General features: G+C 64.7%; 15 protein-coding genes. 7 read left to right on the forward strand and 8 right to left on the reverse strand.

Annotated elements, in window-relative coordinates:
• Positions 1-49: 49 nt before the first annotated feature.
• Positions 50-814 carry a class I SAM-dependent methyltransferase gene (locus BAC01S_RS15585; RefSeq protein ID WP_027795609.1) on the reverse strand — a complete coding sequence of 255 codons (765 nt, stop codon included), beginning with the start codon at positions 812-814 and terminating at the stop codon, positions 50-52.
• 104 nt (positions 815-918) lie between these two features.
• On the opposite strand from BAC01S_RS15585, the gene BAC01S_RS15590 reads away from it, so the two are divergent.
• The 3 genes from BAC01S_RS15590 (at position 919) to BAC01S_RS15600 (ending at position 4292) form a co-directional block, all read left to right on the forward strand.
• Positions 919-1749 carry a helix-turn-helix transcriptional regulator gene (locus tag BAC01S_RS15590; RefSeq protein WP_043202400.1) on the forward strand — a complete coding sequence of 277 codons (831 nt, stop codon included), beginning with the start codon at positions 919-921 and terminating at the stop codon, positions 1747-1749.
• Between the two features lie 137 nt (positions 1750-1886).
• Positions 1887-3293: an argininosuccinate lyase gene (argH, locus tag BAC01S_RS15595; protein ID WP_027795611.1), complete on the forward strand. Its 1407-nt coding sequence runs from the start codon at positions 1887-1889 to the stop codon at positions 3291-3293.
• A gap of 63 nt (positions 3294-3356) precedes the next feature.
• Positions 3357-4292 carry a bestrophin family protein gene (locus BAC01S_RS15600; RefSeq protein WP_027795612.1) on the forward strand — a complete coding sequence of 312 codons (936 nt, stop codon included), beginning with the start codon at positions 3357-3359 and terminating at the stop codon, positions 4290-4292.
• Between the two features lie 19 nt (positions 4293-4311).
• Here BAC01S_RS15600 and BAC01S_RS15605 read toward each other — a convergent pair whose 3' ends face one another.
• The 5 genes from BAC01S_RS15605 to apbC all read right to left on the reverse strand — a co-directional run bounded on the left by BAC01S_RS15605 (position 4312) and on the right by apbC (position 10054).
• Positions 4312-5043, reverse strand: a complete 732-nt coding sequence (locus BAC01S_RS15605; RefSeq protein ID WP_245616594.1) for a lysozyme inhibitor LprI family protein — start codon at positions 5041-5043, stop codon at positions 4312-4314.
• A gap of 5 nt (positions 5044-5048) precedes the next feature.
• A complete protein-coding gene (locus BAC01S_RS15610) occupies positions 5049-7328 on the reverse strand; it encodes an arginine/lysine/ornithine decarboxylase (RefSeq protein ID WP_027795614.1) in 2280 nt (759 codons plus the stop codon).
• 103 nt (positions 7329-7431) lie between these two features.
• Positions 7432-8001, reverse strand: coding sequence for a dCTP deaminase (dcd, locus tag BAC01S_RS15615; RefSeq protein WP_027795615.1), 570 nt, complete (start codon positions 7999-8001; stop codon positions 7432-7434).
• Between the two features lie 280 nt (positions 8002-8281).
• The gene (locus tag BAC01S_RS15620; RefSeq protein ID WP_027795616.1) at positions 8282-8821 is read right to left on the reverse strand and encodes a superoxide dismutase family protein; all 540 of its coding nucleotides are present in this window, start codon (positions 8819-8821) and stop codon (positions 8282-8284) included.
• Between the two features lie 144 nt (positions 8822-8965).
• On the reverse strand, positions 8966-10054 hold the full coding sequence (gene apbC, locus BAC01S_RS15625) for an iron-sulfur cluster carrier protein ApbC (protein ID WP_027795617.1): 1089 nt from the start codon (positions 10052-10054) through the stop codon (positions 8966-8968).
• A gap of 299 nt (positions 10055-10353) precedes the next feature.
• Between apbC and BAC01S_RS15630 the strand changes: the two genes are divergently transcribed.
• From BAC01S_RS15630 to BAC01S_RS33310, 4 genes are all read left to right on the forward strand, one after another.
• Complete coding sequence (locus BAC01S_RS15630; RefSeq protein ID WP_027795618.1) at positions 10354-11007, forward strand: OmpA family protein; 654 nt, start codon at positions 10354-10356, stop codon at positions 11005-11007.
• 382 nt (positions 11008-11389) lie between these two features.
• Positions 11390-13534 carry a methionine--tRNA ligase gene (gene metG, locus BAC01S_RS15635; RefSeq protein ID WP_027795619.1) on the forward strand — a complete coding sequence of 715 codons (2145 nt, stop codon included), beginning with the start codon at positions 11390-11392 and terminating at the stop codon, positions 13532-13534.
• Between the two features lie 416 nt (positions 13535-13950).
• Positions 13951-15618, forward strand: coding sequence for a hypothetical protein (locus BAC01S_RS15640; protein WP_027795620.1), 1668 nt, complete (start codon positions 13951-13953; stop codon positions 15616-15618).
• Positions 15615-16595, forward strand: a complete 981-nt coding sequence (locus BAC01S_RS33310; protein ID WP_027795621.1) for a DUF2726 domain-containing protein — start codon at positions 15615-15617, stop codon at positions 16593-16595. The genes BAC01S_RS15640 and BAC01S_RS33310 overlap by 4 nt, the downstream gene beginning before the upstream one ends.
• Before the next feature lie 87 nt (positions 16596-16682).
• On the opposite strand, the gene BAC01S_RS34645 is transcribed toward BAC01S_RS33310, so the two are convergent.
• Both BAC01S_RS34645 and BAC01S_RS31425 read right to left on the reverse strand, forming a co-directional pair.
• A complete protein-coding gene (locus BAC01S_RS34645) occupies positions 16683-17699 on the reverse strand; it encodes a hypothetical protein (RefSeq protein ID WP_156954419.1) in 1017 nt (338 codons plus the stop codon).
• A gap of 380 nt (positions 17700-18079) precedes the next feature.
• Positions 18080-22309: a translocation/assembly module TamB domain-containing protein gene (locus tag BAC01S_RS31425; protein WP_084168601.1), complete on the reverse strand. Its 4230-nt coding sequence runs from the start codon at positions 22307-22309 to the stop codon at positions 18080-18082.
• Positions 22310-22313: the final 4 nt, after the last annotated feature.

Consider the following 22313-nt stretch of genomic DNA (forward strand, 5'->3'; position numbering starts at 1 on the left):
GCAAACGGCGTCGTGCCCTCAGGGGCGCGACGCCGTTTTTTCATGCGGCTCAGCCGCGCCGCTTCGCCTCGATCATCAGCGCATCGAGCTTGAACGAGCCATCGCTCTGCACATCGAAATATTGCCGCACTTCATCCGGTGCGCTTTTCCACATCGAGCGGATGGCCGTGACGCGCTCGGCCGGCGTGCGCATGCGCGCCACCCACGAATCGAAGTCGATGCCGATGCGCCAGCGCTCGCTCACCTGCGCATCGAAGCCGGCGGCGTCGAGCATGGCGATCCATTCGTCGGCGCGATAGTCGCGGATATGCGAGGCGTCGCGCAGAATCTCGACCGCCTGGATATGCGTGTCGTAAAGCGGATCGTCGATGCCCGCGATGTCGATGAACTTCAGGCGGCCGCCCGGCTTGAGCACGCGATGCACCTCGGCGAGCGCCTTCGGCACGTCGCGCCAATGGTGCGCGCTCATGCGGCTCACGGCCCAGTCGAACGCGCCTTCCGAAAACGGCAGCGTCTCGGCCGCGCCCTGCTGCGTGCGGATCGTGGAGAGGCCCCGCTCCTTCGCCGCGGCCTCGACGGTCGCCAGCATCTGCGGCGCGATGTCGTACGCCACCACTTCGCGCACGTGCGGCGCCACCGCGAAGCTCGCGTGGCCCGCGCCGCAGCCCATGTCCAGCACCGTCGCGTGGCCGCCGGTGGCAGCGAACGTCGCGGCAAGACTTTGCAGATCCGCCCCGCTCGCGTGGACCTGGCTCGTGAGGTAGGCGGCGGCCGTCGAGCCGAAGGCGTCTGCCACCTGATCGTGATGCTTCATCGAATGCTCCTTTTCCGGTTCGTGCTGCCGCTACAATAGAGCCCGTTTGGTACCAGTACAAGTTAAGCAGATATTCTGGTATCACCAGCACCCGTCCCACGCTCATGAAGCCCGACACACCCGCAGACACCCCCGACTCCGGCTCCGTCCGCATTCTCGACACCACGCCCGCGCAGGCGCTGGGCGACTTCATCCGCGCCCATCGCGAGCGGCTTTCCCCGCAGGCCGTGGGCCTGCCGCCCGGCCCGCGCCGCCGCACGCCCGGCCTGCGGCGCGAGGAGGTCGCCCAGCTCTGCGGCGTGAGCCCGACCTGGTACACGTGGATCGAGCAGGGCCGGCCCGTTTCGGCCTCGGCGGACGCGCTCGCGCGCATCGCCGTCGCGCTCCAGCTCTCGCGCGCCGAACGCGCCTATCTGTTCGAGCTGGCCGCCCAGCGCGACCCCGCCGAGCCCGACGTGGCGGGCGCCGCCGACGCCCCCGCCACGCTGCTGCAAACGGTGCAGCTCGTGAATGCGCCCGCCTACGTGCTCGACCGCCAGTGGACGGCGCTCGCCTGGAACGCGCGCGCGACGGACCTGTTCACGGGCTGGCTGGACGGCGCGCACGACCGCAACCTGCTGCGTTTCACGTTCACGGAGCCGCTCGGGCGCGAGCTGATCGTCGACTGGGAAACGCGCGCGCGGCGCCTGGCCGCCGAGTTCCGCGCCGACTCGATCCGCCACCTGAACGACGCGCCCACGCGCGCGCTGATCGATTCGCTGACGGCGTCGAGCGACGCGTTCGCGCGCTTCTGGGCCTCGCAGGACGTGTTCGAGCGCGAGGGCGGCCGGCGCGAGTTCAATCACCCGCGGCACGGCCGCATCGCCTACGACCAGATCACGTTCAAGCCCGCGCACCGCGAAGACCTGAAGCTGGTGGTGCTGGTGCGGCTCTGAGCGGCCCGGCGGCGGGGGCCGCCGTGTCCGTCGATGGTAAAATCAGGCTCTTTCGCGTCACGCGCCGCCTTCACGCGAGGCGGCCGCCGCGCGGGCAGCCTTCCCACCTCCTTCTCACGTCGTTTGCGCCCATCACCATGACGTCCCAACTGCACAAAAAAGGCGAAGCCTGGTCGGCTCGCTTCTCCGAACCCATGTCGGAGCTGGTCAAACGCTACACGTCGTCGGTCTTCTTCGACAAACGCCTCGGGCTCGTGGACATCGAGGGCTCGCTCGCGCATGCGTCGATGCTGGCCGCGCAGAAGATCATCTCCGCCGACGACCTCGCGGCCATCCAGCAAGGCATGGCGCAGATCAAGGGCGAGATCGAGCGCGGCGAGTTCGAATGGCAGCTCGACCTCGAAGACGTGCATCTGAACATCGAGGCGCGCCTCACCGCCCTGATCGGCGACGCGGGCAAGCGCCTGCACACGGGCCGCTCGCGCAACGACCAGGTCGCGACCGACATCCGCCTGTGGCTGCGCGGCGAGATCGACCGCATCGGCGGCCTGCTCGGCGACCTGCGCCGCGCGCTGCTCGACCTCGCCGACCAGCACGCCGGCACGATCATGCCGGGCTTCACCCACCTGCAGGTGGCGCAGCCCGTCACGTTCGGCCATCACCTGCTCGCCTACGTGGAAATGTTCACGCGCGACGCCGAGCGCATGGCCGACTGCCGCAAGCGCGTGAACCGCCTGCCGCTGGGCGCAGCGGCGCTCGCGGGAACGAGCTACCCCATCGACCGTCATGCGGTCGCGAAGACGCTGGGCTTCGACGGCATCTGCGCGAACTCGCTCGACGCCGTTTCCGACCGCGACTTCGCGATCGAATTCACGGCCGCCGCGGCGCTCGTCATGACGCACGTTTCGCGCTTCTCGGAAGAGCTCGTGCTGTGGATGAGCCCGCGCGTGGGCTTCATCGACCTGGCCGACCGCTTCTGCACGGGCTCGTCGATCATGCCGCAGAAGAAGAACCCGGACGTGCCCGAACTGGCGCGCGGCAAGACCGGCCGCGTGAACGGCCATCTGATGGGCCTGCTCACGCTGATGAAGGGCCAGCCGCTCGCGTACAACAAGGACAACCAGGAAGACAAGGAGCCGCTGTTCGACACGGTCGACACGGTGGCCGACACGCTGCGCATTTTCGCGGAGATGGTCGCGGGCATCACGGTCAAGGAGCAAGCCATGCGCGCCGCGGCGCTGCAAGGCTTCTCCACGGCCACGGACCTGGCCGACTACCTCGTGAAGAAGGGCCTGCCGTTCCGCGACGCGCACGAAGCCGTGGCGCACGCCGTGCGCATCTGCGTGGACCGCAACTGCGACCTCGCCGACCTCACGCTCGACGACATGCGCCGCGAGCTGCCGGCGGTCTCGCATCTGCTGGGCGAGGACGTGTTCGAAGTGCTGACGCTCGAGGGCTCGGTCTCGGCGCGCAACCATGCGGGCGGCACGGCGCCCGAACAGGTGCGTGCGGCCATTGCGGCAGCACGCACCGCGCTCAGGTAACTCCATCAACGTTGCGGGGCGCGCTTTATGCGCCCCACGCCCCGCCCCGTCCCTCGTTCGCCGATGATCGTCCGCCCTCGCCTCAACTGGTTCTGGATGCTGCTCGCGTGGCGCGGCTCCGTGCTGCCGCAACTGCTGCCGCGGCTCTTTATCGTGCTGTGCCTGTCGTTCGTCGCCGTGGCGTCGCACGATCACATTCTCAAGGTCACCGTCAATCTGAGCACGGTGCCGTTCTCGCTGATCGGCATCGCGCTCGCGGTGTTCCTCGGCTTTCGCAACAACGCGAGCTACGACCGCTACTGGGAAGGGCGCAAGCTCTGGGGGCAACTGCTCAACGAAACGCGCTCGCTCACGCGCGAAGCGCTGACCCTGCCGAATAATAGCGAGAATGGTGACGACGACGGCACCGCCCGCGTCCGCGAGCTCGTCGCGATCCTCTGCGCGCTGCCGCACGCGCTGCGCCATCAACTACGCCACACCGACCCGCAAACGGACCTCGCGCAGCGGCTCCCGCCCGCGCTGCTCGCACGCGTGCTGGCCTCGCGCTTCAGGCCCATGACGCTGCTCCTTTGCGCCTCGGAATGGGTGCGCAACGAGGCGCGCGAAGGCCGCCTCGACGGCTTCGCGGTGCTCGCGTTCGAGCGCAATCTGAATGGGCTTTCGGATGTGATTGGCGGCTGCGAGCGCATTGCCTCGACGCCGCTGCCGTTCGCCTACACGGTGATGATCCACCGCACGGTGTACTTTTTCTGCGCGCTGCTGCCGTTCGGCCTCGTGGACAGCATCGGCGCGCTTACGCCGATCTTCGCGGTGTTCGTTGCGTACACCTTCATGGCGCACGAGGCCATCGCCTCGCAAATCGAGGATCCGTTCGGCACCGAGGACAACGACCTCGCGCTCACGGCGATGTCCGTCTATATCGAGGCCGCGCTGCACGACCTGCTCGGCGAGCCGACGACGCTGCCCACGCGCCTGCCCGAGGATTTCATCGTCGACTGACGCGGGCCTCGGTCGGGCATCAGCGGTTGTTCACCGTCTCCGAGAGCCGCTTGAGCGTGGCAAGGCGCGCCCCCAGCAGATCGAGCTGCGCGTGCTCGTCAATGAGCGGCATCGTAGCGTCGCGGTACGCGCGCCATGCGGCCTGCGCGCGCGCGAGGACAGGATGCGCATGCGCCGGCATGCGCGCATAGAGCTTGCGGTAATAGCGATTGAGGTCGTAGCTGACGTGCTCGCAGTGCGCATCCGCCGAGCACACCCATTTGCCCGGCGCGTCCTGCGGCCCGGCGGCCGCGGCTTCACGCCGCAGCGAGAGCGCGCGGTCGCGCACGGGCTGCAGGCGCATATCCGCTTCGTAGAGCTGATAGGACGAACCGCTCGTGGTCGCGAACGCGGCCGCGAGCATCGTGTCCTCGGCGTCGCGCCACGTCGCCCAGCGCTGCTGGCTCAGTTGCCAGCCTTTTTGCTGCGCAGGCGGCACCTTCGCGATCAATGCGTTGAGCGCGTTGTCGGCCGCGCTGTGCCAGGCAGTGCGCGCGTCGTCCATGCACTGCACCTGCCCGGCCGTCGACGAACGGTCCGCGCGCGCAAGACACGCGCGCATCCCGGCATCGATCGGATCGGCCGCCGCCACTTCCGCATGCGCCGGCCCCGCCAGCAGGAGCCACGCCGCCAGCAGCGACGCCGCGCCCCATAACCCATGTGGCCAATGTGGCCGACGCGGCCGAACGCGCATCGTGTTACCGCTCTTCATCGGGCTCAGTCGCGCACGCAATCGACGAAGTACTCGATGCGTCCGTTGATCATCTCGCCCACCAGCCCGTGGATGTCCGTGTGGAAGCCCGGGAAGCGCTCGTTGAATTCGCGCGCGAACTTCAGGTAGTTCACGATCGTCTTGTTGAAGCGCTCGCCCGGAATCAGCAGCGGAATGCCCGGCGGGTACGGCGTGAGCAGGATCGACGTAACGCGGCCTTCGAGCTCGTCGATAGCCACGCGGTCCACCTCGCGGTGCGCGAGCTTCGCGAACGCGTCGGACGGCTTCATGGCCGGCTCCATGTCCGAGAGATACATCTCGGTCGTGAGGCGCGCGATGTCGTTGGCGCGATAGACGCTGTGGATCTGCTGGCACAGGTCGCGCAGGCCAATGCGCTCGTACATCGGATGCTGGGCCACGAACTTGGGCAGCACGCGCCAGAGCGGCTGGTTGTTGTCGTAGTCGTCCTTGAACTGCTGGAGTTCGGTCACCATCGAGTTCCAGCGGCCCTTCGTGATGCCGATCGTGAACATGATGAAGAACGAGTAGAGCCCCGTCTTTTCCACGATGATGCCGTGCTCGGCCAGGTACTTCGTCACGATCGCGGCCGGAATGCCGGTCTCGCCGAAATCGCCGTCCACGTCCAGACCCGGCGTGACGATGGTCGCCTTGATCGGGTCGAGCATGTTGAAGCCTTCCGCCAGCGCGCCGAAACCATGCCAGTGGTCATTCGGGCGCAGCATCCAGTCCTCGCGCGAGCCGATGCCTTCTTCGGCCAGTTCGTCCGGGCCCCAGACCTGGAAGAACCAGTCGTCGCCGTATTCGGCGTCGACCTTGCGCATGGCGCGGCGGAAATCGAGCGCTTCCGCGATCGACTCTTCCACGAGCGCCGTGCCGCCCGGCGCTTCCATCATCGCGGCGGCCACGTCGCACGACGCGATGATCGCGTACTGCGGGCTCGTGGACGTGTGCATCAAATAGGCTTCATTGAAGCGATGGCGGTCGAACGTGCTGTTCTCCGAGTCCTGCACGACGATCTGCGAAGCCTGCGAGATGCCGGCGAGCAGCTTGTGCGTGGAGTGCGTGGCGAACACGAGCGCGCCCGTGCGCGGACGGCCCGCGCCAATGGCGTGCATGTCCTGGTAGAACTCGTGGAACTCGGCGTGCGGCAGCCAGGCTTCGTCGAAGTGCAGCGTGTCGAGCAGGTCGCCCAGCAGGTCCTTGATCATCTCGACGTTGTAGATCACGCCGTCGTAGGTGCTCTGCGTGATCGTGAGGATGCGCGGCTTCGCGTTCGGGTTCTTCGCGAGCGCCTCGCGCGCGAACGGGTTGGCCTCGATCTTCTTGCGGATGTTCTCCAGCTTGAACTCGTCGCGCGAAATCGGGCCGATGATGCCGAAGTTGTTGCGCGTGGGCGTGAGGAACACGGGAATCGCGCCCGTCATCATGATCGAATGCAGGATCGACTTGTGGCAGTTGCGGTCCACCAGCACGATGTCGCCCGGCGCGACCGTTGCGTGCCAGACGATCTTGTTCGAGGTGGACGTGCCGTTGGTCACGAAGAACACGTGGTCGGCGCTGAAGATGCGCGCCGCGTTGCGCTCCGAAGCCGCGACCGGGCCGGTGTGGTCCAGAAGCTGGCCGAGTTCCTCGACCGCGTTGCAAACGTCGGCGCGCAGCATGTTCTCGCCGAAGAACTGGTGGAACATCTGGCCGAGCGGGTTCTTCAGGAACGCCACGCCGCCCGAGTGACCCGGGCAGTGCCACGAGTACGAGCCTTCGTCCGCGTACTGCACCAGTTCCTTGAAGAACGGCGGCGCGAGCGCGTCGAGGTATACGCGCGCTTCGCGAATCACGTGGCGCGCCACGAACTCCGGCGTGTCCTCGAACATGTGGATGAAGCCGTGCAGCTCGCGCAGGATGTCGTTGGGCAGGTGCCGCGAGGTGCGCGTTTCGCCGTACAGGAAGATGGGGATGTCCGCGTTGCGCTTGCGCACCGCCTCCATGAACGCGCGCAGCGCGATGATCGCGGGCGCGTGCTCCGGCGCTTCCTCGTCGCTGCCTTCGACGTACGTCAGCAGTTCGTCGTCGTCGATCGAGAGAATGAAGCATGCGGCGCGGCTCGACTGCTGCGCGAACGACGTGAGGTCGCCGTAGCTCGTCAGCCCGAGAACCTCCGCGCCCTCCTTCTCGATGGCTTCGGCGAGCGCCCGGATGCCGGAACCCGAGATGTTCTCGGAGCGAAAATCTTCGTCGATGATGACGACGGGAAAGCGAAACTTCATGGGCGAATCTCCAAAAGAAACGACCGCTGCATGTGTTGCGCAGCGGTCCCCGTAGTCGAATGGGGCGGTGAGCTTTGTAAGCCCGCGCCGCCGGGAAGCCGGATCAGGTCTTCGGCAGCGTGACGCCGTGCTGCCCCTGGTACTTGCCGCCGCGGTCCGCGTAAGACACTTCGCAGACCTCGTCGCTTTCGAAGAAGAGCACCTGCGCGACGCCCTCGTTCGCGTAGATTTTCGCAGGCAAAGGTGTCGTATTTGAGAATTCGAGCGTGACGTACCCTTCCCATTCCGGCTCGAACGGCGTGACGTTCACGATGATCCCGCAGCGCGCATAGGTGGACTTGCCGAGGCACACCGTCAGCACCGTGCGCGGAATGCGGAAGTACTCCACCGTGCGCGCGAGCGCGAACGAGTTCGGCGGGATGATGCAGACGTCGCCCTTGAAGTCCACGAACGACTTTTCGTCGAAGTTTTTCGGGTCGACGATGGTCGAGTTGATGTTCGTGAAGATCTTGAATTCGTCGGCGCAGCGGATGTCGTAGCCGTAGCTCGAAGTGCCGTAGCTCACGATCTTGCGGCCATCCTCCGACGTGCGGATCTGGTCGCGCACGAACGGCTCGATCATCTTGTGCTCTTCGGCCATGCGCCGGATCCACTTGTCGGATTTGATTGCCATATAAGTCGCTGCGTGCCAGGTGTATGACGAAAGGGGCGGGAAATACGCCCGGGAGCAGGCGGAGCCCGCGGGTGCCTGCAGGTGCAGAGCGCCGCCACCTGCGAAAGGCGCTTATTTTACGCGATGTGGATCGACGTGCCGGAAAGCGCGTGCGAGGCGCCTGTGAGGCATAAGCCAGGCGGTGTTACCGGCGCAACCGGCGGGATCCCGCGCCGCGCACCGTGAAAGCGATATGCAAGAAATTCGCCCGAACGCACGCAGAAAACGCGTGCGCGCTTCGTCACTGGGAGTGGATCACGCCGCACGCGAGCGCCGGGCCGGTGCCGCGCTGCGGGTAGGCATAGGGGTCGATGGCGTCGCGATGGAGAAGCACGGCGCGCTGCACCACCGATCGCACGCCGTCGAGCGACACGTCGGGCGCGACGATGAAGCCGGTGGCGACGCCGTTCGAATCGGCATGGATGTTGCCAAGATCGCCTTCCACGCGTGCCCCGGCTTTGAGCCGGTCGGCGGCCGGCGCGAAGACGACGCCGGCGCTCGAGGCATCGGCGGCGTTGCAGTCGCCGCGCTCGTGAACCTGCAATGCGTGATCGCTATCGGGCGGCAGACCCATCAGGTTGTAGGAGACCTGAACGCCGTCCGCCCGCTCGATGAACGACACGGAGCCGCGCACCTGATTGCCCATGGTGGGCAGCAACTGCGCGGCGGCGCGCTTGTCCTGCTGCCCCATGAAACCCGTGCAGCCGCCGAGCAGCATGCACCCGGCAACTGCCAGCACGACGTAGCCATACCTTGCTTGCGTCTCGTTCCCTTTACCCATGCGATCCTCTAGGGCCGCGTGCTGCCCCTGCAGCCATCGAACCGGACCCGACGAAGCCCACATGATACCGCGCACCCGGACGTCTGCGCGCGTGCGGGGCCGCACCATGCGAGCCGCGCCGCGCGGGCCCGGCCGGTGCGGCGCTCAGGTGTTTTGCACGACGATGCCGGGAAACTTCGAGGTCATGTCGCGCGCGCGTTCGGCGATCTGGATCGCGACGCGCCGCGCAATCGCGCGGTAGATTTCCGCCACGCGGCCTGAAGGATCGGCGGCCACGGTGGGGCGGCCCGAGTCGGCCTGCTCGCGGATCGCGATGTCGAGCGGCAGACTGCCGAGCACTTCCACGCCGTACTCCTGCGCCATGCGCTCGCCGCCACCCGCGCCGAAAATGTGCTCGGCATGGCCGCAGTTCGAGCAGACGTGCACGGCCATGTTCTCGACGATGCCGAGGATCGGAATGCCCACCTTCTCGAACATCTTGAGGCCCTTCTTCGCGTCGATGAGCGCGATGTCCTGCGGCGTCGTGACGATCACGGCGCCCGTCACCGGCACGCGCTGCGCGAGCGTGAGCTGGATGTCACCGGTGCCGGGCGGCATGTCGACCACGAGATAGTCGAGCTCGCGCCAGTTCGTCTGCCGCAGCAGCTGTTCGAGCGCGGAGGTGGCCATCGGGCCGCGCCAGACCATCGGATTGTCCTGCTCGACGAGAAAGCCGATCGAGTTCGCCTGCAGGCCGTGGCCTTCGAGCGGATTCATCGACTGGCCGTCGGGCGACTCCGGCCGGCCCGCTATGCCGAGCATCATCGGCAGCGAGGGGCCGTAGATATCCGCGTCGAGCACGCCCACCGCGGCGCCTTCGGCCGCGAGCGCGAGCGCGAGGTTCACGGCCGTCGTGCTCTTGCCGACGCCGCCCTTGCCCGAAGCGACGGCGACGATGTTCTTCACGTTCGGCAGCAGCTTCACGCCGCGCTGAACGGTATGAGAAACGATCTCGCTCTTCACCGCGACACGGCTCGTCCGCACGCCCGACACCGCGGCGAGCGCCGCTTCGACCTGGGCGCGGACCGCCTCGAACTGGCTCTTCGCCGGATAGCCGAGCACGATCTCGACGCTCACGGCATGGCCCTCGACCGCCACGTTGCGCACGCCCTTGCCTGCCGCATACGGCCGGCCCGTGTTCGGATCCGTGAGGGCCGCCAGCGCGGCGTCGACCAAAGCCCGATCTATGCTCATTGATACTCCGTGGGGAACCCCGGCGCCGGGCGCGAATCCGATGATCGCTCTGGCGCCGGAAAAAGAAAGAAATTGTTAAGCTGGATTGCGGATTTCACGGCGGCGAGGCACGCTTCGCGGCAACAGCTATTGTTATCGCCCGCTGGCGTCGCCCATTCGGTGGACAAAGCTCGCAATACCAGCCTTCAAGCCGTCATTGTAGTAGCTGACGCCGTGGGCCGCCCGAAGACCCTGACCGCTGTCGGGGGCTGTGGGCGGCGCGCGGCAGCCATCCTGTTCCATTCCAAAAAGGAAAGAAAATGAACACAAGAATCATGACCCGCCTGTCCGTCTTCGCCGTGGCCGGCGCGCTCGTCGCCGGCTGCGCCACGCAGCAGGGCACCAACACGGCCGTCGGCACCGGCATCGGCGCCGGCACGGGCGCGGCGATCGGCGCGATCTTCGGCGGCGGCAAGGGCGCGGCGATCGGCGCCGGCGCGGGCGCGCTGGTGGGCGGGGTGGCCGGCTACAACTGGACCGCGATCCACAACAAGCTCACGGGCGCGACCAAGGGCACGGGCACGCAGATCACCGAGCAGCCGGACGGCTCGCTCAAGCTCAACATCCCGAGCAACGTGACTTTCGACACGAACAGCTACGCGATCAAGCCGTCGTTCGCGCCGGTGCTCGACCAGGTCGCGCAGACGCTGCAGCAGAATCCGGAAGTGGTGGTCCAGGTGGTGGGCCATACCGACAGCACGGGCCAGCCCGCATATAACCAGACCCTCTCGGTCAACCGCGCGCAGAGCGTGGTGAACTACCTCGCAGGGCGCGGCATCCAGATGCAGCGCATGTCGGCCGAGGGCCGCGGCGACACCCAGCCGATCGCGGACAACAGCACCGAGGCCGGCCGTGCCGCGAACCGCCGCGTGGAAATGTATCTGCGCGCGACGGCGCAACACCAGGGGGGCTAAGGGCAGGCGGGCTTGCGGCAAAGAGCCGAGGATTTTTAATCGAAAATTTTTTCGAACTCTGCCCGAACCCCGCTGTCTCTCTTTACGGTACGCGGCTGACGTTGCCGCCGCGTCCATTCTCCTCTTGTCGTTGTTGCTCCGGGGCCATTCCGCCCCGGTTTTTTTTGCCCGCTTTTTGTCCGCTTTTTGCCCGCATATTGTGCATTGCAGCATAGACCGGCCGAGCCGGCACACTGCCAGCATCTGGGGTCGAAATCGCGACACGGCATGCAGCCCGTGTGCCACCCCGCCTCCGTGCGCCGCTTCCCGCCCCGCCCGTCTATACGGCCCGCCCTGCTAAAATCGCGCTTTCCACCTCCCGCAACACCGGAACTTCCCCAATATGTCAGCACCCGCCACCGACCTCAGTGCCGCCGGCGCGCCTGCCACACCCAGCGGCCGCCGCCAGATTCTCGTCACGTCTGCCCTGCCCTATGCCAACGGGCAAATCCACATCGGCCATCTGGTCGAGTACATCCAGACGGACATCTGGGTTCGCACGCTGCGAATGCACGGCCACGAGATCTATTACGTCGGTGCCGACGACACGCACGGCACGCCGGTCATGCTGCGCGCCGAAACGGAAGGTCTCACGCCGCAGCAGCTGATCGCGCGCGTGTGGCAGGAGCACAAGCGCGACTTCGACAGCTTCGGCGTTTCGTTCGACAACTACTACTCGACCGATTCCGAAGAGAACCGCGTGCTCTCCGAATCCGTCTATCTGGCGCTCAAGGAAGCGGGTTTCATCGAAACGCGCGACATCGAGCAGGCCTACGATCCGGTCAAGAACATGTTCCTGCCGGACCGCTTCATCAAGGGCGAGTGCCCGAAGTGCGGCGCGAAGGACCAGTACGGCGACAGCTGCGAAGTGTGCGGCTCGACCTATGCGCCCACCGACCTGAAGAATCCGTACTCGGTGGTCTCGGGCGCGACGCCCGTGCGCAAGACCTCAACGCACTACTTCTTCCGCCTCTCCGACCCGCGCTGCGAAGACTTCCTGCGCGGCTGGGTGAGCGGCCTGGCGCAGCCCGAAGCCACGAACAAGATGCGCGAATGGCTGGGCGATGCGGGCGAATCGAAGCTCGCCGACTGGGACATCTCGCGCGACGCGCCGTACTTCGGCTTCGAGATTCCGGGCGCGCCCGGCAAGTACTTCTACGTGTGGCTCGACGCGCCGGTCGGCTATTACGCGAGCTTCAAGAACCTGTGCGAAAAGCGCGGCATCGACTTCGGCGCGTGGGTCAAGCCCGGCTCGAAGACCGAGCAGTACCACTTCATCGGCAAGGACATCCTGTACTTCCACACGCTGTTCTGGCCGGCCATGCTGCAGTTCTCGGGCCATCGCACGCCGACCAACGTATTCGCGCACGGCTTCCTCACGGTGGACGGCGCGAAGATGTCGAAGTCGCGCGGCACCTTCATCACGGCCGAGAGCTACATCACGACGGGCCTGAACCCCGAATGGCTGCGCTACTACTTCGCCGCGAAGCTCAACAGCACGATGGAAGACCTCGACCTGAATCTCGAGGACTTCCAGGCCCGCGTGAACAGCGACCTCGTCGGCAAGTACATCAACATCGCGAGCCGCGCGGCGGGCTTCCTCATCAAGCGCTTCGAGGGCCGCGTGCAGGACAGCGCCATGCAGCATCCGCTCCTCGTGCAGCTGCGCGAAGCGATCCCGCAGATCGCCGCGCACTACGAGGCGCGCGAATACGGCCGTGCGCTGCGTCACACGATGGAGCTTGCCGACGCGGTGAACGGCTACGTCGATACGGCCAAGCCGTGGGAGCAGGCGAAGGATCCGGCCAACGCCGTGGCGCTGCACGAAACCTGCAGCGTGAGCCTCGAAGCGTTCCGCCTGCTGTCGCTCGCGCTCAAGCCCGTGCTGCCGACCCTCGCCGAAAACGTGGAAAGCTTCCTCTCGATCGCGCCGCTCACGTGGGCGGACGCCGCGAAGCCGCTCATGTCGGCACAGCCGATCAACGCGTACAAGCACCTGATGACGCGCGTCGATCCGAAGCAGATCGACGCGCTGCTCGCGGCCAACCGCAATTCGCTGCAGGCCACCGAGGCCCCTGCCGCTTCGGCCGATGCCGGCAAGAAGGCCAAGGAAGCGAAGAAGGCATCCACGGAAAGCGAAACGCCAGACACCATTTCGATCGACGACTTCGCGAAGATCGACCTGCGCGTGGCGCTGATCGTCGACTGCAATGTGGTGGAAGGCTCGGACAAGCTGCTGCAGCTCACGCTCGACGTGGGCGAAGGCAAGACGCGCAACGTGTTCTCGGGCATCCGCTCGGCGTACCAGCCGGAAGACCTCAAGGGCAAGCTCACGGTGATGGTCGCGAACCTCGCGCCGCGCAAGATGAAGTTCGGGCTTTCGGAAGGCATGGTGCTCGCGGCTTCGTCCGCCGACGAGAAGGCCGAGCCGGGGCTTTACATCCTCGAGCCGCATAGCGGCGCGAAGCCCGGCATGCGCGTGCGGTAAGGATGCGATAAAGATGCGATAGCGGTTTCGCGCTTTTCGTGGTTCGGCGCGACAGAAGACGAAACGCCCCAGGCACGTTGCCTGGGGCGTTTTGCTTTGCAAGCCCCCATTATCGGGCAGTTACCCCTTAACCTACCAAGCCAAAACTGAAGCTGGCTCGACCTAACCTCTCGGGCAGTTACCCCTAAGCTTCGTAACTCCAGTCGCTTGACATTCGAGCATATCCTTGCATAAGCTATGCTTGCAGTTCAGCCGAACTGTGGGTGAGTTGCTCCCGTCAGCGCACGCACCGGACACCTGTCCGGCCTGGCAAAACCAGCACTGCAGTACCTTCGAGTGTCACCCGGCAAGGATGAACTCCCGGAAAGCCGAATAACGCGTGCCGTTCATAGCCGTGCTTTCCGTATGGAGCTCATATGACTGCCTCCAAGTCGGCCAATGCGCCGCAATCCCCCTCGAACGAATCTCAGGTAACTGCTTTCTGGGCCTATATCCGGTCAATGGCGCCGAACTTTACGCTGAGTTCTGCGCTGGAAATCATTGCCCAGTTGCAACCAATTCCGGACGACCCGAAGGTGCTGGCGAAGCACCTGAGCCAAGCGCTGCAACGGTACGGAGTTCGCATCAAGCACATGAGTGCTTTACAGGCCGCATCCCGCGTTCACGGTGCCAGAAGCTGGTACGCCGCTGAAGACAAAAGCCAGCCGTTGCTCAGGTTTATGGCGCTGGATAAAGACCGGTATGACGAACAGACGTTCGACTCTTGGTCGAGCCTCGCAGAGGAACTCCGGGAATGGGCGGATCGTCTTTTGGCACGCGGGCAGCTTCCGCTCGGCATCCTTCAACTGAGCTTCGCGGAGCATTCAGTGCAGCTTATGGCGCCAGTCCCGGCCAGTGAGCCGGACAAATCGCCTGAATTGTGGCCCTTGGGGACGATCACTTACGCACATAATCGAGATGGATGGCTTTCCGGCGCTCCTGCCGCTTTCGAAAAGCTTCGGAGGCACCTGGAAGAAAACGGCAAAGCGGTCCTTGACGGTTATTCGGTGCTCAAGCTGTGCGCGCGCTCGAACGAGCCGACCAACTCTCCCTTGGCGGTTGGCCTTAATGATGTCGTGAACTCAGAGCTCGTGTTGATGCGCGAGGACAACGAGGATGACCCCCGAAGTGCATACGAGATTGCCCGTGGGAATGAAATCACCTGTTGGCATCAACTGGAGCTTTCCTTGCGTGACGACGCAACACGAAATCTTCCGGCGTTGAAGGTGACCGTTCCGACAGAAGGCGTTGGAACTTGGTATGCCAATGGGATTCGTTATACATGGTCCCTCGAAACATTGAAGCCGCGAGACTATGTTCCTGGCCGAACTGTTGAGCAAATTGGCATCTCTGAATGCGAACAGTTGTTGCGTCGCTACCGTCAGGCAAAGCGTATTCAGGGACACGGATTCAAATACCACGAACAGACCAAGTCGGTGGAATACCTGAGCCGTCCTCCCGAAGAGTATCGAGTAGACCTTCACTTCATTCTGCACAAGCTGCAATCAGCAGGTCTGACATGGGAAGCGTACTGCGAGAAATTCGCAGACGAAGCCATCCCGATGAGCGATAAGCTGCCTATCGGATTTGTCTGGGGAATGCTGAAAAACCTGAACATCGAGCAGATCAATCACGTTTTCGCAAAACCCAACTTGTCCGAGATGGCGCTAGTGGAAGACGATGCCCTATTACGAGCTCTGATGCCTCGTGTCTGCGGCGTACGCTATTCGCGTCCTCGCGATCTCGACCAAGAAATCGCCGAGACGCTACACGAAGCGGTAGATGATTTTGGTGCGGGGTTGAATCTTCAGAAGTGGGCGTCGACCGGGACATTCACGGCGGAAGAACTCCCGTATCTGTTGCATGCCAACGAGGCCATGGAGCTCATGGCCAAGGTTGAAGAGCTCGACTTGAAAATGTATGCGGCGGTTGTGCCACATCTCATACCGACGAAGGGCCTTCTCGCGGAGATCCCTGACGCTTGGCCGTGGGCATATGGTCACGCCGTATATCTGCGTTTTGTGCGCCTCGGAGGTGCAGCATGAGCACCTCATTCGAAACCATGCGTGAGCAACTCGAATCCTGCGATGTTTCCGGATTCCTGGCTGCTTATGTGGAGTATCGGATTAAGCAACCGTCCGATCCCAAGATGCTCAGCCTGACGCAAAAGATCTTGCCCGCAGTGCTCCGAAGAGAATTCGCTGCGAACACACTTGAGGCTACAACCGTCGTGCAACTATGGCATATGGTCCGAGGTGGAAGCCTTATTTTCATCGACAACGATCTTCTCGAAGCCATCAATCTGAGAATCGACGCAGCTTTACGCACGGTAGACCCTGCCGCAGTGTTACCCGCTCCGCGCCTGCCGATTTTCGACGAATCGAACAGGTTAAGAACCCCTGCTAAGCCCGAAAATGAAGCGGACGTTGTGGCTAAGCAGGGTAATCACGATTCGATAGTAGAAATGAAGCGCGTTGCTATCGTAAGCCAGTTCACGCTTGGAATCTGGTCGATGGCGGATGCCTTTGACTTCAGAAAAAATCTTTGCGCAAGCAACCAGGAATGGGAGTTCCTGCAGGCGGTTAGGCAATACTTTCCCTCCATGCGTGCGTATCCGAATTTGCCTCTTCGCAATTTCATCGATATCGATAAGCTGGAAGTTCGCCTTCCTTTTCGGGTTCGCAACTATGCATGGGCTGCACAGGTGGATGTGCTGCTCTGTACCGAGGACGAAGATCCTGTGGCTGGGATCGAGCTTGACTCAGTACATCACGACAGCGACGAAGCCGCCGAGAGAGATCAACTCAAAAACCAGCTTTTTCAGCTTGCCGGGCTACCTTTGGTACGTATCAGAGCTTCAGATGCAAAAAGCGTACGTGCAGAAGATTTTTACGACCTGCTGCAGTCAGAGGCTGACGAGTTGGACAAACTACGCCCCAGACGACTTCGACCACGGCGAAACCACGAATCGCTGGTGCCCGCAGAGGCTTATGCTGCAAACAGTTCGGCACAGCCATATTAGCCACCGGCCGTCTGAAATGACGAGGCATGGCGGTTATCCGGGGCACGGTTCAATAGCCCATGTAACCGCCATGCAGCCTATTAGGTTTCACACTCCTCTTTGTTGAGCCTCCATCATCGCCTTCTTTATCCAAGGGGGCGTGAAGCTATCGGATAGTTCGGCAAGGAGGCTGTCAGTTCCGTCGAATTTCATCTCTGGAAAGATCCAGCCATGCTTGGTTTCCTCTTCGAAGAGTCCGATGCCCAGGGGCATGAGCGCCAAAGAGAATTGAGCGCGATCACGGATCGATTCCGGTATCGCTTGTTGGAACTGCCCTGATGGCTCGGCAACGAGTTCAGCCAGACGAACGATGTTCCGTATTACTCGATCTTTGGCTAAGGTAACTTTGGCAGGTGTTGAAGCGGAAGTTATACCTAAACCTGGGCCAATATAGACTTTTCCGTCTATCTCAAGCGGAGTTGCGATACCCGACCTTCTCAATTGCATCCGCTCCTCACTGGTTGGGGCAAAACCTCCGGCGAGGACGTTCTTCAGTTCAAAGGGTTGCATTACTTCAAGCCAATTTCTTGCCACTACTTGAACTAGCTCTTGGTCAGAAAAAAGTGTCGAACCTTCGGCGTGCGTTCTCACATCGATGAACAGGACATCGTCGCGAAACGCGAGAAGAAAAAGTAGGTGATCCGAGCGCGTGGCAAAACCAGGAACGTGATTAGAAGGTTGCTCGGCAATATGTAGATGATGTATTCCCCAGTCTCCCCACAAGAGGTCAGTCCTGCCTCCGCGTCGGGTTCCACTTGGGTCCGAGTAAATAAGGCTTTTGCTTTGAAAGTGATTGATGTCGTCGCCTCGTTTAATCGCCTCAACCATCGAGCGCAAGGCTTGGCCAGTTTGGATGTCTAACGTCTTAGGAAAGCAGTCGGAAAGATGTACTCTGCGTGGTCGCGGGTCGATTATGCGAAGCCGGAAGTCGAGCCAGCGGGTCAATGGTTCAGCCAGATGCTCGATTTTGCCACTGTGGGTAAGGTCAAGAGCTTTGATCAGAGATCTCGCGATCTCGTCCGCATCCGTTGCAAATCGTTGTCGCAGGATATTAGCGTCTTGCATGGAATCGTCCTGCTTTGAGATACCCTAAAAAGTTATAAGCCGTAGACGCTCCCCTAGGGTTAGGAACAGTCACGACCTACACCATAGATATGAGCCGACTGGAGGAAAGATAACGACGTTTGCTTGGCCAATGTACCCAGAAACCGATGCCGAATTTATAGCAATGATGCAGGCTATCGACAAAGTACTTGTCCAAGACGGCCTAAGGCCTTCCCAACGCCCATTGCAAGTGGGACGAAATTATGGGAAGCCTTCCTCTGGGGAGGGCAGGCATTTCCTCCAGAAGACTGACTGCTGCATCTCGAGCACAAACTAGCGTGCGGCGCGCACTTAACTGCCCGATAATGGGGTTGCAAGCCGTCTACGCGCCGCGAAGCGCCTTACCACTTGACCCGGTCGAAGCGCCGCGTGTAGAGCACGTCGGCGCCATAGAACGTGCCGCCATATGCGGCCACCGACCAGTAGCGCGAGAAGTTGACGGTCGCCTTGATCGCGTTCGAGGCCGACTGCAGCCCTTGCTCGTAGCCGATCACGAGCCATGTGTTGAGGGCCTTGGCGATCTTCACCACTTCCGGGTCGGTGAGGCCCACGTCGCTGCGCCCGATCGTGAATTCGTCGAGCCCCACCGACTCCGCAATCCGCTTGCCGCTCGCGCTGCCGAGCAGCGCGAGCGCCGTCGTCATCGAATTCTGCTGGCCGAGGTCGTTGCCCTGGTCGGTGCCGTGGCCGAACAGCAGCCAGGACAGCTTTTCGTTGTCGGGCACGTTGGGCTCGGAAACGAGCTTCGCCACCGGCGCCTCCACCGTGCCCGTGACCTGCACGCCCGCCTCGACCTCCTGGTTGCGGCGCATCGCGAGAATGTTGATGCCGGGATTCGCCACCGGCCCGTTGAACGTGAAGAAGCCGTTCTCGATGTTGAGCCTGGTCCCGAAGGCCGTGTAGCTGGACCCTTCCGTCACGCGCACGTTGCCCACCGCGCGCAGCGGCACGGCCGGCGCGCTCACCACCGTGATCGAGCCGGCGAGCCCAAGATCCGCGCCCTGCCCCTTGAAGCGGAAGTTGCGGCCCAGATCGATTTCGATGTTCGCGCGCGGCGAGAAGCGCGGCGCCGGCTTGCTGGCCGCCTGCTGGGCCTGCTCCTCGGGCGGTGGCGTGCCGCCGCGTGTCGTGCCGTCCGGACGCACGATCACGACGTCGTCGCCGAGTTCGGGCGCCGCCGACTCGGGCATGTCGAAGAGCGCATGATCGACCGTGAACTTGCCGTTGATCTGCATGGCGCCCAGGTGCCCCCCGTTCGCGATGTCCGCGCTGCCCGAAAGCGAGAGCTGCCGGTCCGGCGAGGCGAAGAGCTCGAGCTTGTCGGCGACGATGCTCGCCTTGAGATCGGGCTCCGCGTTGTCGAGGCCCACGCGGCCCGTCGCGCGCAGCGTGCCGCTCGCGCCGTGGAACTCCACCTGCTGGAAGTCCACGAGGTTTTGCGACAGCATCACGCGGACCACGCCGTCCTTGAGCTGGATGCCCTGATCGACGAGCGTGGCGGAAAGCTCGTCGCCGGTCAGCGAGCCCGACACGTTCGGCCGCGCGACCGTGCCGGCCAGCGCGAGCTGCAGGGCAAGGCGGCCGTCGAGCACGTAGTTCGGCCCGAAGAGGCCGCCCGTGGTCTTCAGCGACGGCACGTTCGCCTTGATCGTGCCGCTCAGCACGGACTCGTCGTCGAGCGTGAGAACGCCGTCGCGCGGCGCGAGCGTGGCGTGCGCATCGACGTCGAGCGCGCCGATGCGGCTTGCCTGGGCATGCGCCGTCAGGTCGAGCCGGCTGCCGCCGGAAAACCCGGCGCGCGCGTTGAGGTCGCCGACGCCGAGCGAGGCGACGCCGCGCCCGATCTCGACCGTGACGTCGCCCGAACGGCGCTTGATCTGAACGTAGCCTGTCGCCGTCGGGCCGACCGAGAAGTCCCAGTCGCCGTCGAAGATCAGGTCGGTCTTGAGATTGGACGCCGTGCCGGTGATCTTCTGCTGAATCTGCAGCATGCGCGCGAGCGAAACCCCCGTGAGCGAGCCCGCCGAGCGGATGCGGCCGTGGTCGAGATCGAACGACTTGAGGTCGAGCAGCGCGCCCTCCATCGCAAGACGCGTCGCGCCGAGCGTCACCTTGCCGGCCCCCGCGCTGATCGTGAGCGGCCTTTCCAGATTGAGGTCGGGCAAGCCGCGGTTCTGCAACTGCGTGACGGTGCCGTCCCAGCGCGTGCCGTCGCGCGTATCGGAGAGCTTGCCGTTGGCCGCCACTTGCATGTCGAGCGGCTGGCCTTGCAGCTTGCCCTTCGCGCTCGCCGTGAGCGTGTGCTGCGCGCGCGTGCCGGCAAGATGGGCCGAGAGCGTGGCGATTTCGACACCTGCGGCGGCGATGTCGCTCGCGTCGGCGCTGAAGGCGAGCGCGCCGTTCGCGCCATCGCGCACGTCGGCATGGCCTTGCGCATGGCCGACGCGGTTCTCGCCGAACACGACGCCGTCGGCCTTGTAGTCGAGCGCGACATTGGGATGCGCGAAGGTGCCCGTGAGGTCGCCGCTCGCCGCGACCTGTCCCGCCACGCCGAAGCCGAGACGATCGAGCTGCGGCGCATCCACCGTGAAACGCAGGTGCTCGCCGGCCGCGCCGAAGCTGCCCTGCAGCGCCACATTGTTGCCCGCCACCGAAAGCGTCGCGCGGCTCGGCAGGATGCGCGAGCCCGCCAGCTGGACGACGCCCTCGCCCGTGAGCGGCAGGTCGTCGTAGACGCTCTGGCCGAGCTTGAACGCGGCCTTCGTCGTGAACGTGGGCGCGAGCGCGCCGCTCGCGTTGAGCGTGCCGTTCACGCGCGCCTCGATGCGGCGCGCGGGCGGCGCGGCCGGCGCGTTGCTCTTGCTCTTGCCGCGCGGCGCACCCGCCTCGGCCTTCGCCGAGGTATGGGAGGACGGGGCCTGCGAGGTGAGCGAGAGCGGATCGAAGTTGGAGAGCGCGGCCTTGAGCGCATAGCTCGAATGCGCGTCGTGCTTGATCTCGCCGGAAAGGTCGAGATGCCCCCCGCCCGAACTCACGCGCACGTCGCTCAACGAAAGGCGCGCCGGGTCGAACGTCACCTTGCCCTGGGCACGCAGCGCGGCTTTCGGGTCGGCGAGGTCGAGCGTGACGCTTTGCACGTCGTCGGCCAGGCGCACGGTGATCGGGCCGGCGAGCCGCGTCGGGCGCACGCTCGCTTCGATCGCATTCAGGTCGAGGCCGGCCACCTTGAGATCGAAGCGGCCGTTGCGCCCGCTGAGCGTGCCGCCGCCCGTCACCGTCGCGTCTTTTACCAGCCGCACGGCGAGATTGGAGAGGCGCTGCGTGTGGGCGTCGAGGACGACGTCGGTGCGGGCGTCCACGAGCGGCAGCAGATGCGCGTCGATCGAGCCCGGCTTCGCATTGACGATCGATACGCTGCCCGCGACGGTGAAACCCGCGGCGCCGGATTTCGCTTGCGCGGATTTCGTTTCCGGGCGGGGGACGGAAGCCGCCGAAGCAGCGGATGCGGTTGCCCCGGCAACGGCAGGGCTCGCGACCGGCTGCAGGTCGGCGCGCAGCGCGAGATCGGCGAACGGCGCGCCGGGCGCGAAGGCCTGCGGGTTCACGTGATCGAACGCGAGCGTCGCGCGCTTGAGCGGCACAGGGGCGAACGGCATCGCCTCGACGTGCGCGCGCCCGGCCAGCTTCATGCCGCTCGCGTCGAGGTCGGCGGTGAGCGCCTCGAGCGAACCGCCCACGCGGCCGCTCACCTGCACGGCCTCGTCGTTCACCTTGCCCGAATAGCCGAAGTCGCCCGAGAGCGCGAACGGCCGCACGCCGTCGAGCTTCGCCTCGGCGCTCACCGCCCCGTAAGGCGTGTCGAGCTGCTCGACGGCGGCTTCGTGATGACGCCCGTCGCTGCGCGCATGGAACACGAAGTGCGAGAATTCGGTGGTCGTCGCGCCTTCGTGCAGCGTGAGCTTCGCCACGCGCAGATCGTCGATCTCCACCGCGAGCGGCAGCCGCAGGTCCTTCGGCAGCGTCATCGGCGCCGAAGGTTCCGTGGAAGGCACGATGCGCAGATCCACGTCGCCGATGTGCAGATAGCTCAGGACGAAGTGCCACGGCTTGCCGGAGAGGGTCCACTGGCCGCCGGCCCGGTCGACGGAGAGCGTCGTGCCGTCCGCGCCGTGCCAGCTCACATCGCGCAGGCGCAAGCCCGTCGCGATCGTGCCGCCTTCGAGCGTGCCGCCTAGCTGGCCGCCCAGCAGCTTCACGGCCGCGCGCCAGACGTAAGCCGTGCCGCGCTCGGTCGTCGCCGCGCCGTAGAGCAATCCCCCCACCAGCGAGACGATCAGCACCGGCACCGCGATCGCCCACGCCAAGGCTCTCCACAGGTGGTGCTTGCGCCGCGGCGGCGGCGCGGGCGGCTCAGCGCCGCCGCCGGCCGCGCCGCCCGTACCGGAAGGGTCTCCAGGCTCCCTGGGACCGCCTGGCGGCGGTCCTTCGGGCGGCGCCCCGCCGCCCGCGGCGAGCGCGTGGTGCGCCGCGGCCGTCGGCCCGAACCAGCGTGCGAGCAGGCGCGCGCTCATGCGA

The organism is Paraburkholderia acidipaludis NBRC 101816, from assembly GCF_000684975.1.
Classification (GTDB): domain Bacteria; phylum Pseudomonadota; class Gammaproteobacteria; order Burkholderiales; family Burkholderiaceae; genus Paraburkholderia; species Paraburkholderia acidipaludis.